Origin of the sequence: Roseovarius indicus, assembly GCF_008728195.1 — a bacterium.
Lineage (GTDB): Bacteria > Pseudomonadota > Alphaproteobacteria > Rhodobacterales > Rhodobacteraceae > Roseovarius > Roseovarius indicus.
Genome location: NZ_CP031598.1, coordinates 1,588,810 through 1,603,326, shown reverse-complemented (window position 1 = coordinate 1,603,326; position 14,517 = coordinate 1,588,810). Strand labels below are relative to the sequence as shown.

At 61.5% G+C, this 14,517-nt stretch carries 13 protein-coding genes; 2 read left to right on the top strand and 11 right to left on the bottom strand.

Translation table 11 applies throughout. The features are described from left to right. Window positions 1-92: 92 nt before the first annotated feature. Window positions 93-1,619, top strand: a complete 1,527-nt coding sequence (gene nhaC / locus RIdsm_RS07400) for a Na+/H+ antiporter NhaC (protein WP_057814979.1) — start codon at window positions 93-95, stop codon at window positions 1,617-1,619. A gap of 309 nt (window positions 1,620-1,928) precedes the next feature. Here nhaC and RIdsm_RS07395 read toward each other — a convergent pair whose 3' ends face one another. From RIdsm_RS07395 to RIdsm_RS07370, 6 genes are all read right to left on the bottom strand, one after another. Beyond that, complete coding sequence (locus RIdsm_RS07395; protein WP_057814977.1) at window positions 1,929-3,557, bottom strand: class I adenylate-forming enzyme family protein; 1,629 nt, start codon at window positions 3,555-3,557, stop codon at window positions 1,929-1,931. Further along, window positions 3,554-4,342 (bottom strand): enoyl-CoA hydratase/isomerase family protein, encoded by a 789-nt coding sequence (locus RIdsm_RS07390; RefSeq protein ID WP_057814975.1) that lies wholly within the window; start codon window positions 4,340-4,342, stop codon window positions 3,554-3,556. Before RIdsm_RS07390 ends, RIdsm_RS07395 begins: the two co-directional genes overlap by 4 nt. Next, on the bottom strand, window positions 4,339-5,115 hold the full coding sequence (locus RIdsm_RS07385) for an ABC transporter permease (RefSeq protein WP_160325834.1): 777 nt from the start codon (window positions 5,113-5,115) through the stop codon (window positions 4,339-4,341). The genes RIdsm_RS07390 and RIdsm_RS07385 overlap by 4 nt, the downstream gene beginning before the upstream one ends. Window positions 5,116-5,117: 2 nt before the next feature. Continuing rightward, window positions 5,118-5,927: an ABC transporter permease gene (locus RIdsm_RS07380; protein ID WP_177228409.1), complete on the bottom strand. Its 810-nt coding sequence runs from the start codon at window positions 5,925-5,927 to the stop codon at window positions 5,118-5,120. Window positions 5,928-5,988: 61 nt separating this feature from the next. Then, window positions 5,989-7,023, bottom strand: coding sequence for an ABC transporter substrate-binding protein (locus RIdsm_RS07375; protein WP_057814969.1), 1,035 nt, complete (start codon window positions 7,021-7,023; stop codon window positions 5,989-5,991). A 76-nt stretch (window positions 7,024-7,099) separates the two neighbouring features. Continuing rightward, entirely contained in the window at window positions 7,100-8,149 is a 1,050-nt protein-coding gene (locus tag RIdsm_RS07370; protein WP_057814966.1) for an ABC transporter ATP-binding protein, read from the bottom strand. Between the two features lie 183 nt (window positions 8,150-8,332). Between RIdsm_RS07370 and RIdsm_RS07365 the strand changes: the two genes are divergently transcribed. Further along, complete coding sequence (locus RIdsm_RS07365) at window positions 8,333-9,220, top strand: LysR family transcriptional regulator (RefSeq protein ID WP_074940127.1); 888 nt, start codon at window positions 8,333-8,335, stop codon at window positions 9,218-9,220. A 230-nt stretch (window positions 9,221-9,450) separates the two neighbouring features. Here RIdsm_RS07365 and RIdsm_RS07360 read toward each other — a convergent pair whose 3' ends face one another. Genes RIdsm_RS07360 through RIdsm_RS07340 form a run of 5 tightly spaced genes read right to left on the bottom strand, consistent with a single transcriptional unit; the run spans window position 9,451 to window position 14,510 of the window. Next, a complete protein-coding gene (locus tag RIdsm_RS07360) occupies window positions 9,451-10,614 on the bottom strand; it encodes a CaiB/BaiF CoA transferase family protein (protein WP_244955852.1) in 1,164 nt (387 codons plus the stop codon). Beyond that, entirely contained in the window at window positions 10,614-11,426 is an 813-nt protein-coding gene (locus RIdsm_RS07355; protein WP_057814959.1) for an SDR family NAD(P)-dependent oxidoreductase, read from the bottom strand. Before RIdsm_RS07355 ends, RIdsm_RS07360 begins: the two co-directional genes overlap by 1 nt. Beyond that, window positions 11,423-12,535: a CoA transferase gene (locus RIdsm_RS07350; RefSeq protein ID WP_057814958.1), complete on the bottom strand. Its 1,113-nt coding sequence runs from the start codon at window positions 12,533-12,535 to the stop codon at window positions 11,423-11,425. The genes RIdsm_RS07355 and RIdsm_RS07350 overlap by 4 nt, the downstream gene beginning before the upstream one ends. Then, complete coding sequence (locus tag RIdsm_RS07345) at window positions 12,532-13,866, bottom strand: phenylacetate--CoA ligase family protein (RefSeq protein ID WP_057814956.1); 1,335 nt, start codon at window positions 13,864-13,866, stop codon at window positions 12,532-12,534. Before RIdsm_RS07345 ends, RIdsm_RS07350 begins: the two co-directional genes overlap by 4 nt. After that, window positions 13,866-14,510 carry a TetR/AcrR family transcriptional regulator gene (locus tag RIdsm_RS07340; protein WP_074940131.1) on the bottom strand — a complete coding sequence of 215 codons (645 nt, stop codon included), beginning with the start codon at window positions 14,508-14,510 and terminating at the stop codon, window positions 13,866-13,868. The genes RIdsm_RS07345 and RIdsm_RS07340 overlap by 1 nt, the downstream gene beginning before the upstream one ends. Window positions 14,511-14,517 lie beyond the last annotated feature (7 nt).

Genomic DNA, 14,517 nt, shown 5'->3' with positions numbered 1-14,517 from the left:
CCTGATGGTCGGGCCCGCCTCGAAGCTGGCCCGCCAAAACGGCAAGACCAAGACCGTGAAAAAGAAATACTAAAAACAGAGGGGCTAATCCCATGTCATCCAAACAGACGGAACCACGCGCGCCAACGCTGGGTCTGGCACTCATTCCCGTGGTGCTGACTCTCGTCGTCCTCGGACTTCAACTTTTCTACTTTGACGATTTCACTCCGCACATCCCGCTGTCGATCGGCCTGGCCATCACCAGCATCGTCGGTATCTACCTCGGCCATAAATGGCCCAACATCCAGGACGGCGTGTTCCACGTCATCAACGTGTCCCTGCCGTCGGTATCGGTGCTGATCACCGTCGGCATGATCATCGGCGTCTGGATCGCCTCCGGAACGGTTCCGACCCTGATCTACTATGGTCTCGTGATCCTTTCTCCGCAGATTTTTCTCGCGGCTGCGATGATCCTCTGTTCGATCGTGTCGCTGTCGCTCGGCACATCCTGGGGCACCGTCGGCACGGTGGGACTCGCGCTCATGGGCATCGGCGCGGGCTTCGACATCCCGGTCTACTGGACCGCAGGCGCGGTGGTTTCCGGCGCGTTCTTCGGCGACAAGATTTCGCCCCTGTCGGACACAACCAACCTTGCCCCGGCCGTGACGGGAACGAGCGTTTTCGATCACATCCGGAACATGATGCCGACGACCATCCCCGCCATGCTGATCGCGCTGGGGATCTACACCTGGGTCGGGTTCTCGATGGTCGACGCCGAGTCGACATCCTTCGAGCGCATCGATGCGATCACCTCGGCACTGCAGGAGAATTTCTGGATATCGCCCTGGCTTCTTGCGCCTGCGCTGTTGGTCATCGGTTTGGCAGTAACCAAACAACCGCCGATCCCGTCATTGTTTGCCGGCGTTGTCGTGGGTGGCCTTATGGCAATGGCGTTCCAGGGCGCCGGTCTTCATGAAGTATTCACGTTCGCAAACTCGGGATATTCCATCGAGACAGGCGTGTCGGAAATCGACAGCTTGCTTAACCGCGGCGGTATCCAGTCGATGATGTGGACGATTTCACTGGTTTTGATCGCGCTCGGCTTTGGCGGCGCGCTGGAACGAACCGGCTGCCTCGAGACGATCATCAACGCGATCATGACGAAGGTGCGCGGCTTTGCCGGCATCCAGTCTTCGGCCATCGGCACCTCGATCGCGACGAACCTCGTCGCCGGCGATCCGTACCTGTCCATCGCGTTGCCGGGCCGCATGTACGCGCCGGTCTACCGGGGCATGGGCTACTCCACTCTGAACCTCAGCCGCGCGGTCGAGGAAGGCGGCACGCTGATGTCACCGCTGATCCCGTGGAACGCCGGTGGCGCCTTCGTTATCAGCGCATTGGCCCTCGGGGTGGCTGACGGCAACATCCAGAACCTGCTTTATATCCCGCTTGCCTTTGCATGCTGGCTGGCACCGGTGATCGGCATCATTTACGCGTTCACAGGGCTCTTCTCGCCCAAGGCCACGCCGGAGGAGATCCAAGGCTGGAAAGACAGCGGCGAGACGATCAAGGACATGAGCGCCCATGGCTTCGACGATCCTGAGACCGGGTGGGAGAGCGAGGCGAGACCGGCCGAGTAGCCACAACCAAAAGCTGGTCGCGCCGATACGCGCGACCAGCGATCTCGCGCCGTCTCCGGCTGCGTCGGTCTGTTTCCCTTTGCATAGAACACCTCCTGGTTCCTCAGTTGGTGCTTTCTACTTTTTCAGGGCAAGTCCAAATCCGCGCGGCATAAAGGTCGGCCGTTCAGCGCTTGGAGCGACCGGTTAGACCCTGTCTGAGGGGCATTTTCATGGGCGCCGCTCCTCTCCCAGCCAGGGATTTTATTCATAAACTCGAACTGAAGTCGGGGCGTTTGTGGAGTACACATCAAGGATCAACTAAGGTTATCAGGACTGCTGGACCCAATCACGGGCGGTCCGGTCATAATGCTCCGACACGACCGACATGCGCGAACTTACAAGTTCCTTTTTCGCGATTTTGTTCGACCCGGTGCGGGGAAACACGTCGATCTGCTCGATGAAACGAGGGACCTTGAACGGGGCAAGATTGGCTGCACATGTCTTATAGACAGCTTCCAGCGCTGCTTGATCCGATCGAAGGTCAACGCCCGGCAAGCAAGTTACGAACGCTTTGACTTCTTCTCCTCGTGCCAAGTCTTTCACCGGGACGACAGAGGCTTCGAAAATGCCGGGCGCCGTTCGCAGAACCGCTTCGATCTCCTGCGCCGCGATGTTCTCGCCGCTGCGCCGAATCATATCTTTCAGGCGTCCGACGTAGTAATAGAACCCTTGCGCGTCCTGAACGGCCAGATCGCCCGTCCGAAACCATCCGTCCTGGAAAGAATTCTCGTTGGCCTCGGGATTGTCGTGATATGCGGTTATGACTCCCGGCCCGCGCACCCAGAGTTCCCCGCTTTCGCCAGGGTCGGCCTCTTCCTCGAGAGAACGCATGACTTTCAATTCGCGGTAGGGAGCCGGAAGCCCGCAGGACCGCGAGCCCAGCATTTCGCGCGCGTTCTCCGGCAGGTAGGCCGCTATACCGATTTCGGTCATGCCGAACCCTTCGCGGAGGGGGAAGCCAAGTGCGCCTTCTGCCTCGACATGGTTCTCCCGGCCCCAGCCGAATACCATCGCGCGCCGCACCTTCGAGAGGTCCTTCCCGCGCCAGCCTTCCTGCTTGTAGACGAACTCGGGCAGGAACATGAACTCGATGCCGTTATCGGCGACCCAGTCGAAGAACCGGCTCGAGCTTTGGCGGCGAGCAATGAAGGCGGTGCCCCTGTTGCGCACGGCCGCGAGGAACATAAACTGCGGGTCCATGTAAAAGAGCGACTGATTGACCAGAATGCGTTTGTGGATCGGCTGGTAGGCCTCGGCGATAAATAGCGCCACTTCCAGCCAGAAGCGGTGGGTCTGCCGACAGCCTTTGGGCATGCCCGTGCTGCCGGACGTGAACTGGATATTGCTGAGGTCGAACTGCGTTGCGACCGGAGTGAAATCGGGATCGGCGACGGCATCGGACGCGACGAGTCCCTCGAAAAGCAGCGTGTCAGCGGTCGCCAGCGCGATGGACAACAGCGTGCCATCGAGAAGCGGTTCGCCATCGTCGAGTTCTTCGTGCAGTTCCTCTTCGATGATGAGGTGGGAGGCCCCACCCTTGCTGAGCACGAAACGGACTTCACGCGTTGTGTAGCTGGTGTTGACCGGTATCATCACGGCACCGAGCGCCGTAATCGCCATCCAGGCGATGGGGAACTCCGGACCGTTCCGGAGCATCACGCCCACGACGTCACCCGAGGTCACGCCGCGCGCCTGCAGTTCGATCGCGAGTTTGCGCACCCAGTCGGCGGTTGCGCGATAGGTCAGTGTCAGCGTCTCGTCGAGCACCGCGATGGCAATTTCATCGGGTGCATCGGCTGCAGCGTCGAACATCAGGCCAGGTATGGTCTCGCCCAGCGGCCGGCTTTCCATCCGAAGCCGATCAGCCGCGACCTGAGCCTTGATCGCGTCCGTCATTTACCGGTTTTCCCTTTATAGTCGAACGTACCGACCTGTTTGGACGAAGCCAGCCGCTGAAGGCGGAACATGTGATCGGTTAGAGCGTAGGAAGTCGCGTCGTCGGTCTGTTCGGCACGATGGAACGACTCCATCTCGATCCGGATCGCGCGGCCCGAATGGCGGGAGATGCGGGCAGCAAGGGCTTTCGCGGCGTCCATCACCTCGGAGTCCGGGACGATCTTGTTGGCAAAGCCAATGCGGTAGGCCTCCTGCGCGTCGATCGGATCGCCCGTCAGTACCAGTTCCATCGCGATGGCACGCGGCAGGTGGCGGGAGATGGCCGCCATGCCACTTCCCCCGGCCATGTCAAAAGCAATTTCCGGCAGGCCGTAGCGAGCGCTTTCGCCGGAAATCCGCATGTCTGTCAGGCGCATGAGGTACACCAGCCCCTGCCCGACGCACCACCCCTTCACCGCGCCGATGATCGGCTTGAAGCGCGTCATCATGTGAATTTCACGCTCCCAGCCCGGATAGGAAGGCTCGGCATCGGGGTCGACGTTCGCAAAGTGCTTTTCGACATGTTCCTCGATCGTGCGATCCTCGCGGGGAGTTTTCAGGTCGTCGCCCGCACAGAAGGCCCGATCGCCTGCCCCGGTCAGGATGCCGACCTTTACCGCCGGATCATTCTCGAAGGCCTTCAGTTTCTGGTAGAAATCCTTGTGCATTTGCGGGTTGAACGGGTTCACCTTGCCGTTGGCGATCGTGAAAATCCCGATCTCTCCGTCGCGCTCGTACTCGATCACGGCGCTCTCCTTTTCTTGTTCCGATAGATTTCCGCGGGGATGATGGCCGCAAGTGTCACCAGGATGAGGATAGTCGATACGGCAGCGACCGCGGGTGTGAGTTCATTGCGCAGGTCGGACCAGATCCGCATCGGCAGGGTCTCGGTACCGCCCATGAGGAAAAGCGCGATCACCAGTTCGTCGAATGAAATGAAGAAAACGAACACCGCCGACGCGAAGAGGGCCGGCATGATCTGCGGAAGCACGACCGTGAACACGGCCCTCCAGAAGCCAGCGCCCAGAGAGCGGGCGGCCCGCATGTATTGCTCGCTGCCTTCACGCAGGACCGGCGTCACCACCAGCAGCACGAAGGGAATGCCGAGACAGGCATGCACCAGGACCAGCGCGAGCGGGTTGCCATAGAGGCCGAGCCCGGCCGATACCAGCAAAGCGCCGAGCGCCACGATCACCGCGGGCACGATCTGTGGCCCCAGAGACAGCATCGTGACAATGCGCCCTGTCGCCCCGCTCGATCGGCTGACGCCCAGCGCGGCCAGCGTGCCAATGGGCAGAGCGATCAGCGTGGCGGCGGCCGAGATTCCGAGGCTGCGGAGCGCTGCCTCCTGCCATGCCGCGCTTTCCCAGAGAAACTGGTACCACCGCAGACTGTATTCCTCGGGCGGGAACTGCAGGTAGCGCGTGGCACTGAATGACATCGGGATCACGAGGAAGATCGGGAAGGTGAGCAGCGCCAGCATCACCGCCGTGTAGGCCCGGATAAGAATAGTAGACATGGTCATAGCGCTCGCTTGTGGAAACGTCTGACACCGAGGGTCACGATCAGGACTGCCAGAACCATCGCTGTTCCGATGACCAACAGTACCGCCGAAAGCGCCGCCGCGAGGTTCCAGTTCAGTGTCTGGTTGACATGGTCGCTGATGACATTGGCGATCAGGATATCTGACGGACCGCCGACGAGGGCGGGGGTGATAAAGAAACCGAGCGACATCAGCAGAACCAGCAGCCCGCCCGCAATCACGCCGTCGATGGTCAGGGGGAAGAACACGGTCCGGAACCCTCCCCATTTAGACGCGCCGAAGGCGCGCGCCGCGCGGAGCAGTGTTTGGTCGAACCCGGCCATACCCGAGAAGGAAGCGAGGATACTGATCGGCAGCAGGGTCTGAATCATGGCGACATAAACTGCGCCGGTCGTGAACATGAGCTGGACCGGCTCGTCGATGATGCCGGTTGCCGCCAGCACGTTGTTGATGATGCCTTCCCGACCGAGAACGACCATCCACGCGTAGGTGCGGATCAGCACGCTGACCCACATCGTCACGACGATAGCGATCAGCAGGACGGTTCTGAGCGCAGCCCTTTGTCGGGATATGACGTAGGCGACGGGATAGCCGAGCACCATGCAGGATACGGAGGTGACTACCGCCACTTGCACGGTATTGAGAAGGATGCGGATATACTCCGGACGGCCGACCGTCCCGATGTACCGCGCCGTCCAGCTCCCGTCGTGGAAACCCCATTTCAGGACTTCCGCGACGGGATAGACGAAGCATAATCCGAGCAATAGCACGACCGGAATGAATGGCATTGCTGCCCTAGCCTTGTGCATTGTTGCTTTCCTGCCCTTGTGTTCCGGTCATCGTCCACGCTCAGTTCGACAGGCGCCAGGACTGCCAGCGGTCCTGCAGCTCGGGACGGTTCTCGGCCCAGAAGCCACCGTCGAAGGCGAACTGCACCTCTTCATTTGCCGGGAAGGTCGACAGGTTCTGCGCCGTTTCTTCCGGCAGCAGATCATAGAGGCCGGGGGCGAAACCCGGGTACGGCATCCGTTCGACCACGTTCGCGCTGATCTGGGGATCGGTCCAGCAGAACTTCAGCAGGTCATTGGCGAGATCCACCTGCTCGCTCCCCTTCATCACGGCGTAGTACCCCACGATGAGCGCCGCTTCGTTCCAGACGAAACCCGCCGGGATGCCGTCTTCCACGGCGGAGGTCACGCGGCCGTTCCACGTGGTGGAGTAATCCACATCGCCGCTTGCGATATACTGGATCGGCTGCTGACCGGCCGTCCACCAGACGGTGATGTTCGGCTTGATCTCGTCGAGCTTGGCGAATGCACGGTCGACGCCTTCTTCACTCGACAGCACGTCGTAGAGCTCTTCTTTCGACACGCCGTCTGCCAGCAGAGCGTATTCAAGGTTGCCGAGCGGCGTATCGCGCAGCGAGCGGTTGCCGGGGAACTCCTCGACATTCCAGAAATCGGCCCAGGAGTTGATCGGGTCGTTCTCGCCATCGGTGCGATAGACAATGCCTTCGGAATAGGTGGTGAAGCCGATGCCGTTTTCCTGACGCGCGACATCAGGCAGCTGGTTCTCCGGGTCGATCTTGTCCCAGTCGAGGGGCTCGAACCAGCCTTCGGCGGTGCCGAGCGCGAGCACGGCAGAAGGAACCTCGACGATATCCCACTGGATCTGGGTCATCATCTGCGCGCGGATTTGGGCGGCCGTATCTTCCGTGGCCACGCCCGCGACTTCGACGCCCGCCGATTCAGCATACGGGTCGAGGCAGGCCTCGGTAATCGTTTCCAGCCAGACACCGCCGGCGGTTGCGAAAGTCAATTCCTGCGACATTGCCATCGACGGCAGGAACGCCGCCGAGACAAGCAGTTTGTTCAGTGTCTTCATGGTTCTCTCTTCCTGTTGTGGTTATGGCCGGTTTGGGGCCTGTTGCTTTTCTGGTCTGGAGTATTCATCGCGTCGGTCAGGTATCCCGGACAAAGACGATGTCTTCCCTGGCGAAGCGCAGATTGACCTGGCTGCCCAGAGGCGGCGGCGGGCCAGCGTCGCGCTCGGCCCGGACAAGGATGCAGGCGTCCTCGTGTCTGACTTCGTAGAAGAACGAGTCGCCCTGGAAGGTGGACTTCTCCAGCTTCGCGGAGATCGTCGTGTCGTCAGCCTGCGGCGACAGCCGGATGTTTTCCGGCCGCAGAACCGCGCATGTCGCGGTGCCGTCAGCGCCGGCTTTCGGCATCGTGGTGCGCAGCTGCGGGATATCGACCTGATCGCCCCGAAGCTCGACACGGAAAATGTTCGTCTGGCCGACGAAGCGGGCGGCGAACTCGCTGACGGGGTTGTCGTAGATCTCAGTAGGTGTGCCGACCTGTTCGAGGCGACCGTCGCGCATCAGCGCGATCCGGTCGGACAGGGCCAGCGCTTCGCGCTGATCATGGGTCACGAAAACAATCGTGCTTCCAAGCTGAGTATGAAGGTCCTTGATCTCGGACTGCAGCTTTTCCCTTAGGTTTTGGTCAAGAGCGCCCAATGGCTCATCCATCAGCAGAAGCGGAGGTTCGAACACGATTGCCCGCGCCAACGCAACCCGCTGCTGTTGACCGCCTGACAGTTCAGAGGGCATCCGGCGAGCAAATTGTGACATGTGTACGATTTCCAGCGCCCGCGCGGTTTTTCGGCGCATGCTGTCCCGGTCTTCGCCTCTCATCCTCAGCGGATAGGCGATGTTGGCTTCCACCGTCATGTGCGGAAACAAGGAATAATTCTGGAAAACCATCCCGATGTTCCGCTTTTCCGGGGGCAGCGACGATACATCCGTGCCGTTCACGAGAATGGTCCCCGAAGAGGCCTGGAAGAACCCGGCCAGAAGGTTGAGAGCGGTCGTCTTGCCAGAGCCGCTTTCGCCGAGCAACGTAAGGAACTCCCCGGACCTGACGGTCAGATCCAAGCCGTCCAGCGCCGTCGTGTTGCCGAAGTGTTTCGACACGTTTTCGAATTTTACCGCGGCGCCCGTCGTCATGTCGTAGCTGCTCCGATGTAGCCCGAGGTCGGGCGTGAATGATTGCTCTTCAACGATAAGGAGAGATTTGGCGGCGCGTCCAAGCGGATATGACGCAAATACATAAGCATTTAGTTATTAATGCCTCTAAGGTATTTGCTCTGATCTATACCCTCCCTAACTCCCCTCACGAGAGGTCTCGCCATGCTGCGCATACGCCAACTAAACGTCTTTCACGCCATCGTTCAGACTGGCAGCGTAACGGCTGCATCTTCCCAGTTGGGGATGTCGCAACCCGCAGCCAGTCAGACCCTCAAGGACCTAGAAATGGCCCTGGATTTCAAACTGTTCGAACGAGACGGGCGTGGCCTGCGACTGACCGAAGCTGGCGAGATGTTCTTTATCGAAAGCGAGAAGAGCCTGTACGTCATGCAGGAGCTTGAGCAGCGTGCCCAGGCGATCAAGGAAGGCAATCGCGGGCAGATGTCAATTGCCTGCGAAGCCGCATGGGGAGCCTCCCTGCTGACACCGGTGCTTTCGAAATTCATGGAGCGCCGTCCGGATGTGAGCCTCGCCGTCTATCCGTTCGCGACCAGCTATTTCCACTCTTGGATGTCGGGCGGTATGATCGACATTGCCGTTACCAGCGTGCCGATCAATAATCAGAATTTCATTCAGGAAAGGCTCGGCAGTTCGGAAGCCGTGATCATCCTGCCCAAGTCGCACCCTCTGTGTGCGCAATCGACAATTCATGCGGAACAGGTCTCGGAAGAGGACTTCATCGTGCTGTCTTCGCGCAATGAGTTGAACTATTACCGCTCCGCCGCGGCATTTCAGAACCTCGGCGTTGTCCGAAACATCAGGGTTTTCTCGCCTCTCAGCGAGTCCGTCTTTTCCCTCGTGGAGCAAGGCGCCGGCGTTTCGATTGTCAGCAAGATGATCTGCGAAACATTGAGTGGTCAATTCGACGTGGAGTGGCGGCCATTCGAGCCGAAGATCCGCTACGATGTGTTCGGCTACAAGCGGCGTGGCATGCCAAGCAATCGACACGAGACGCTGTTCTTCGATCTTCTACGCGAGCATATCGCGTAAACGGACAGTGTCAGAGATCATCCGCCTGGCGGTGATGCTCTACCCCAGTTTTCAAAAGACCTGCTTCATGAGCGCGGCATCGACGTCTGCTACGAGGCGGTGCGGTTCCGGTGGTACAGGATAGGACCACGTTTTGCTTTCGGGATCCACAGACCGCAGGTTCAACCCCTGCCGGTCCAGCATATTTAGAATCGGGGCGTTTCATGCCGTGACAATGCCATTCCGGCAAATCACTTCGATGCACCAAGATTGATCCCATGGGCTGCCAGCACCTCTTCGGTGTTATCGCCAAGCCGGGGTGGCGCCACAGGGGTGTGCAGGGGCGTTTCCGAGAAGCGGAGCGGCGATCGTACAAGGCTCAACTGGCCATGCACTGCATCGGGCACCGTGGTCACGAGGCCGCGCTCCAGTACATCAGCGGCGCTAAACACCTCGCTCACCGAGCGTACCGAGCCCACGGGCACCTTGGCCTTGCGCAGAAGGCTGATCCATTCATCCGTACCCCTTGTCAGGAAGGCCGCTTGAAGCTCGGGAATCAGCGTGTCGCGATTTTCAACGCGGCTTCGGTTGCGGATGAAGCGCTCGTCACGGGCGAGATCGGTCCGGCCCAGCACCTCGCAAAGCGCCAGGAACTGACCGTCATTGCCACAGGCCAGCGCCAAAGTTCCATCGATGGTGTCGAAAAGCTGATAGGGCACCACGGTGGCATGCGCATTCCCATAGCGGTTGGGCTCACGCCCGGTTTGAAGATAGCCGGAAGCGACGTTGGCCAAAAGCGCCACTGCGCTGTCAAAGAGCGCGAGGTCGAGATGCTGACCACGTCCCGTGCGCTCGCGCGCGAACAGCGCCGCCAGAATGGCCTGAACCGCGTTCATACCCGTCGCAATATCGGTGATCGCGACGCCGAGTTTCATCGGCTCGCCCTCGGGTTCGCCGGTGATCGCCATTAGACCGCTTTCGGCCTGAATGGTGAAATCGTAGCCACCTTCGCCGGCGCGTGGGCCGGTGCGTCCATACCCGGAGATCGAGCAATATATCAGACGCCGGTTGTCAGCGGACAGCGTCTCGTAATCTAGACCGAAAGCATCTAGCGCCCCTTGGCGAAAGTTCTCTACGAGCACATCGGCCTTGCGGGCGAGCGCCTGGACGGCCGCCCGGCCTTCCTGGCTCTTCAGATCGAGCGCAACCGATTTCTTGGAGCGGTTGCAACACATGAAATAGGTCGACTCTCCCTCGACCTCAGGCGGCATCCAGCCGCGTGTGTCGTCGCCCTTGCCAGGAGGTTCGATCTTCCAGACCTCGGCGCCCAGGTCGGCCAACGTCTGCGTGCAGGTCGGGCCCGCCAGCACGCGGCTGAGATCGAGCACCTTGATGCCGTCGAGCGGTGGCGCCATCATGCCGCCCCGATCATGTGGAGTCCCGCACCGATATGCGCGCCGCCATCGATCTGGATGAGTTGGCCGGTCATCAGCCGGCCCGCCGGGCTTGCGAGGAAGGCTGTCAACTCAGCCACCTCTTCGACGGAGGTTTCGCAGTGCATGGGCGTGGCGGCCAGCAGCCCGTCAAGCAAGGCCCGCGCCGCCTCGTCCGAAAGACCCGAGGTCACCACCGTACCGGGCCCGAGGCAGTTGAGACGGATGCCGTCCCCCGCCCACTCCAGCGCCAGCGACCGCGTCATGCCCAGCACCCCGGACCGGGCCGCAATGGAATGGGCAAGGCCCATGGACCCACGCTCGACCCCCGAAAGCGACATGTTGACCACCGCGCCGCGGCGTGACTTCAGGTAGGGATACGCCGCCTTGGTCGCCGTGAAGATCGCCGAAAGGTTGAGGTCGATTACAGCGTCCCAGCCACGGCGGCTGATCTCGGTGGCGGGAGCGAAGAACTGCCCCCCGGCATTGTTCACCAGAAGGTCGATCCCATGGGTTTCGCCTGCCTCCTCGATAGCCGCCTCCAGCGCCTCGATGTCGCGCACGTTGCAGGACTGGTAGCGAAAGCTGCCAGGCATCTCTTTCACCGCCTCAGCGGTTTCCGCCAGCGGCTCCTCCCGGCGGCCAAGGCCTGTCACGTCCATGCCAAGCCCGACAAGCCGGGTCACGATGCCCCGGCCGATGCCCGTGCCCGCACCGCTCACGACGGCGCCTTTTCCCTTGAAAAGCCCGTCCTTCAGCACCGATACCGTTTCCTGCGGGTCGCCGTCCTTCATGTCTCACTCCCTTGATGTCTGTGTGTCTTGACGCCGGGCTCTCCCAGCGCCGGTGCCACCGGGCGCACGATACGCGCCCCGTCGAAAAGCGCGGGATAGGCCGGCACCATCTGGCCGCCCTGCCCCTCGGTCACGCCGGCCCCGGGCCGCAAGGCGCGGATTCGGTCCAGCGCCTCGGGTGGCTGGCGCACTGCACCTGCCGGCACGCGCAGGCGGGCCATGGTCTCGAGCACGGCCTCGACGGTCTGCGGTTTCGTCCAGGCCTCCACGTAGCCGTCGAACGCCTCCGCCCGGGCAAGCCGCTCGGCCGCACCGGCCTCGGGCGCCCCCACCTCGCCGTTCAGAGCCGCCCAATAAGCGTCGAGCCCGCCGTAGATGTAGACGTGCCCGTCAGCGCATTCGTAGATCCCCGACGGGGCCGAGGCCCTGTCCCGGTTGCCCGAGGGCTGGCCAAGCTGGCTGCCCTCCGCGGCAAGGATCGCGGCCGGCCCCAACAGCATGGCAGCGGCCACCTCCATCATCGAAAGGTCGACGATCGTTCCGCCTGACCGGCCCTTGTCCAGCAAGGCCATGGCCGTGGCCATCGCCGCGTAGTGCCCCGAGAAAAAATCCACCGGCCAGGAGGTCGAAACGCGGGGCGTGCCATCGGCGTTGCCGTTCATCCAGGCAAAGCCGCTTTCGCATTGCGCGATCGTGTCCATGCAGGAGCGGTCATCCTCCTGCCCGAACCCCGATATCAGCGTGACCACCAGGTTCGGATAATCCCGTTTCAGGTTGTCGGGGTCGAGCCCCAGTTTGCGCAAGGCCCGGGGGGCCACGTTGCAGAGCATTGCGTCTGCCCGGGCCAGCAGTTTGTGGAACGCCGCGCGGCCCTCATCGCTGCCCATGTCGATGACCTGGCTGTCCTTGCCGGTGTTGAAGCAACGGTAATAGGCCGAGCCGTGGTCGCCGCCGGGCAAAGCGCGCGAACCGTCGCCCAGGGGCGGCTCCACCTTGATGATTTCGGCCCCGAAGTCCGCCAGCATCTGTGCGGCCGTGGGGCCCGCGATGAACTGCGAGAACTCGACCACGCGCTTGCCGGCAAGGGGTTGAGGCGGTCGCGGGGTCATTCGCGCAACAGCCTTTTAGCCTTGTGCACGGTCCTCGGCAGCGTCCCGGGGTCCAGCACCTCCATGTCGAAGCGCACGTTGAGCTTGTTGCGCAGCGCCGCGCCAAGGCTTTCGGCGAGATTTTCATCATTGATATCAGCCCGTTCCACGCGCAGCAGCACACGCTTGAGGAACCCGGTTTCGGGGTCCTTCATCTCGTCGGTAACGACCAGCGCGTATTCGTTGGTGGTGCCCGGATGGGCCCGCACCACGTCTTCCACGGCCGAAGGGAAGAGATTGACGCCACGCACGATCAGCATGTCATCGGCCCGGCCTTGGACACCGCCAACAAGGCGGGCATGGGTGCGGCCATCGGGTCCCACGCTGCTGTCGCGCACCACGACGTCACCGGTCCACCATCGCACCAGCGGACAGGCCTGCTTGTCGAGATGGGTGAGCACCAGGACACCCGGGGTTCCGTCGGGCACCGGCTCGTCGGTGTCCGGGTCGAGGATTTCCACGTAGATGAAATCTTCTGCCAGGGTCGGCCCGAGCTGCAGCGCGGTGTCCCAGCCGATCGGCTGGCATTCGAGCGCGCCGTAACAGTCGAACATCTTGGCCCCCCACTGTGCCTCGATCCGCTCGCGCGTTCCGGGGATGGAAGCCCCCGGCTCGCCGCCGACGCAGACCATGTCGACACTGCTGGCCCGAAGGTCCACGCCGCGGGCATAGGCCGCCTCGGCGATGTGGGCCATGAAAGAGGGCGTACCGATCACGCAGCGCGGGCGGTATTCTAGAATGGTGTCGATCTGGCGCTCGGTGTCGACCGATCCCCCCGGGATAACGAGCGCGCCCAGGTATTGCGCCGCGAGCGTGGCCCCAAGCCCGCCCACGAACCACGAATAGCCGAACATGCAGTGAAACACGTCATCGGCGCGTAACCCCTGCGCATAGAGAAATCGCGCATAAAGATCGGCCCAGCGGTCTAGATCGTCATGGCTCCAGAGCACCGGAGCCGGCTTCGACGTGGTGCCAGAGGAGTAATGCACCCGCGCCGCATCTGTCATACAGACCGCGCGGAAGGTGCCGAAGGGCGGGTCTTCCGCCAATCCGCTGACATAATCCTGCTTCTTCGTGAGGGGTAGCTTGCGGATGTCGTCGAGACTTCTGATATCCCCGGCCTCGACACCCAGGTCAGCGAACAGCTTTTTGTAATGGGCACTGTTATTTGCCACATAATCGAGCTGCTTCGGCAGCGCGTCAGTCTGAAAGGCCTCGATCCGATCGCGAGACCAGAGCTCAACTTCATCCCACACCGCATCGGAATAGGGCTTCTTCGCCGCTGTCCTCATCAAGTTCCTCCCTTGGGGTCACGCAGCCCGCGCATGGCAAAATCGACAAGCGTCGAGCAGATCGTATCGATATCCTCGTCCGACTGGATGCGCCGCGGCCTGTACCAGACCGTGACCCAGTTCATCGTGCCGAAGAACGGTTTCGTAAGCAGTCGCGGAGAGTCTTTCACGAACACCCCTTCCCGGGCGCCCGCATCGATCACTTCAGCGAACATCTGTTCGTAGTCGTCGCGCAGGGCGTTGATTTCCGAGAGCGTTTTGGCATGACGGAAGCCCTCGGCCTCGAACAGGTATTTCTCGAGGCCCTGCACCGCGACTTTCTGCACCGGCAGTTCCCGCAGCATGAGCGAAAGATGCGCCCATGCCATGCGCGGCAACTTTTCCTCAGCCGGCACTTTCTCCTGCGCGATAGGTTCCACCGCTTGCATGAGCTGTGTCATCGCAGTGCGCTGGATATCGAAGAAAATCTGCGCCTTGCTGCGGTAGTAGTGATAGATACGACCCTTGGTTGCCCCCATCTTCTCGGCGATCGCGTCGATTGATGTGGCGGCGTAACCGTAGTTCATGAAAATCTCGGCCGCGGTCCGCACGATCTCGTTCTTCGCGTCGCTTTCGCGCTCCTGGTTGATTTTCTGCTTGGCCATGGGCGAA

What these genes read in the sequence shown, in the direction of transcription:
- RIdsm_RS07355 (WP_057814959.1), bottom strand. Translation starts at nt 11,426, where the DNA reads ATGAAGGACGGCGACCCGCAGGAAACGGTATCGGTGCTGAAGGACGGG.
- RIdsm_RS07375 (WP_057814969.1), bottom strand. Translation starts at nt 7,023, where the DNA reads ATGAAGACACTGAACAAACTGCTTGTCTCGGCGGCGTTCCTGCCGTCG.
- RIdsm_RS07340 (WP_074940131.1), bottom strand. Translation starts at nt 14,510, where the DNA reads ATGGCCAAGCAGAAAATCAACCAGGAGCGCGAAAGCGACGCGAAGAAC.
- RIdsm_RS07385 (WP_160325834.1), bottom strand. Translation starts at nt 5,115, where the DNA reads ATGTCTACTATTCTTATCCGGGCCTACACGGCGGTGATGCTGGCGCTG.
- RIdsm_RS07350 (WP_057814958.1), bottom strand. Translation starts at nt 12,535, where the DNA reads ATGACCCCGCGACCGCCTCAACCCCTTGCCGGCAAGCGCGTGGTCGAG.
- RIdsm_RS07395 (WP_057814977.1), bottom strand. Translation starts at nt 3,557, where the DNA reads ATGACGGACGCGATCAAGGCTCAGGTCGCGGCTGATCGGCTTCGGATG.
- RIdsm_RS07370 (WP_057814966.1), bottom strand. Translation starts at nt 8,149, where the DNA reads ATGACGACGGGCGCCGCGGTAAAATTCGAAAACGTGTCGAAACACTTC.
- RIdsm_RS07345 (WP_057814956.1), bottom strand. Translation starts at nt 13,866, where the DNA reads ATGAGGACAGCGGCGAAGAAGCCCTATTCCGATGCGGTGTGGGATGAA.
- RIdsm_RS07380 (WP_177228409.1), bottom strand. Translation starts at nt 5,927, where the DNA reads ATGCCATTCATTCCGGTCGTGCTATTGCTCGGATTATGCTTCGTCTAT.
- RIdsm_RS07365 (WP_074940127.1), top strand. Translation starts at nt 8,333, where the DNA reads ATGCTGCGCATACGCCAACTAAACGTCTTTCACGCCATCGTTCAGACT.
- nhaC (WP_057814979.1), top strand. Translation starts at nt 93, where the DNA reads ATGTCATCCAAACAGACGGAACCACGCGCGCCAACGCTGGGTCTGGCA.
- RIdsm_RS07360 (WP_244955852.1), bottom strand. Translation starts at nt 10,614, where the DNA reads ATGGCGCCACCGCTCGACGGCATCAAGGTGCTCGATCTCAGCCGCGTG.